At 75.8% G+C, this 1366-nt stretch carries 2 protein-coding genes; one reads left to right on the top strand and one right to left on the bottom strand.

The features are described from left to right. Nucleotides 1-761: hypothetical protein (locus tag ACTOWL_RS37875; protein WP_441326467.1), on the bottom strand; the 761-nt coding region annotated here is incomplete at its 3' end. A 140-nt stretch (nucleotides 762-901) separates the two neighbouring features. Between ACTOWL_RS37875 and ACTOWL_RS37870 the strand changes: the two genes are divergently transcribed. Next, the coding region (locus ACTOWL_RS37870; protein ID WP_441326466.1) for a hypothetical protein at nucleotides 902-1366 on the top strand (465 nt) is incomplete at its 3' end.

Genomic DNA, 1366 nt, shown 5'->3' with positions numbered 1-1366 from the left:
GTCCATCGGGCCAGCACGATGCCGAGGTCGAGGCCCGGCGGCAGGCCGGAGGCGAGCTCGTCCCGGCTCCGCTCCGCCTCGGCCAGGGCGCGCCGGGCATCGGCGCAGGCGCGATCCGCCCGGGCCAGATGCTCTGTCGCGGCAGCGCGTCGGCCGGCGGCGCCTCTCGCCGCCGTGACGCGCTCGTGCAGGATCGTGACCGCGGCATCCGCCGGCAGGGCGGCGAGATCGGGCGCCAGGCGGGCGATCAGGTCGTCGGCGCGCCGTTCGAAGTCCACGATATCGCGGTGCAGGCCGGCAACGCGCCGGGCGCGATTGTCGAGCTCGCGAAGGGTTGCCGGCACTTCACGCCAGACGGCCAGCGCCGCCTCCGCTCCATCGATCGACGTCGACGAGGCCTGGCCGATGCCCGGTGCCGACTCCGCCCAGAGGGCGGTCCAGGCCTCGAGTCCGGCGGCCGTCTCGACCTCTTCGGCGCGAAGCGCCTCGATGCGGCGCCGGCCGTCGTCGATCCGCGTCGCCAGGCCCCGCGCCTTGTCCCAGCCGTCCGCCAGCGCCTCGAGGTGCTGGCGCAGGCGGGCCGCGACCAGGCTCGGCTCCAGCGGGTCGAGAGGCGGCAGGCCGGATGCCGCGGCGATCGCCTGCAGGGTGGGGACCACGTCGCGCACCGCCCGATCGATGACGCCCAGCCGATCCTGCTGTGCCTCGACGGCGTCGCGGCGCTGCAGCAAGGTCTCCACCGCCGCCACCCAGACGGCCATCTCGGCCGGCGTGCCGGGCGTGACCGCGAGGCCGGTCCACAGGCCCCGCCATTCGTCCGCCGCCTCGCGCCGGCGGCCAGGCGATCCTGCGCTGCCGCGGCCTGCTGCCGGGCCAGGACCAGATTCCGGGTCTCGACGGCATGCTCGCCGACGCGCGCCGCATCGGCCCGTGCCTCATCCGACAGCTGGTCGGCCTCGGTTGCCAGGCGTTCAAAGCGGGCTGCCATGCTCGCGAGCGCACCGCCCTGCGGAGCGCCGGGCTCTCCGAACAGGGCTCCGCGCAATCGCTCCCACGCCTGATCACGCTCCCGGCGAAGAGCGGCGATGCGGTCCACCGACGGCACCGGCCGGTTCGTTGCAAGGGCCTCGAGCTTCGCTTCGATGGCGGTGATCGTCGTTGCCGCCGCGGCGATCTGGTCCCGCTCGCGCCGCTCCTGCGCGGCCAGGTCGTCCTGGATGCCGCGGTGCCGTCCGACGGTCTCCGCACCCGGGCGGGACGCAGCGGCGGCGGCATCGAGATCCGTCAGCGGCGGCCTCAGCCGGGCCGCCGCCTCCGCCAAGCTCCGTCGCTCGGTCCGGATCTCCCGGTCGAGCTCGGCCCGGCG

Origin of the sequence: Inquilinus sp. CA228 (assembly GCF_052078665.1) — a bacterium.
Classification (GTDB): domain Bacteria; phylum Pseudomonadota; class Alphaproteobacteria; order DSM-16000; family Inquilinaceae; genus Inquilinus.
Note: the sequence above shows the minus strand (reverse complement) of the source record. Positions and strands in the feature narration are given on the sequence as shown.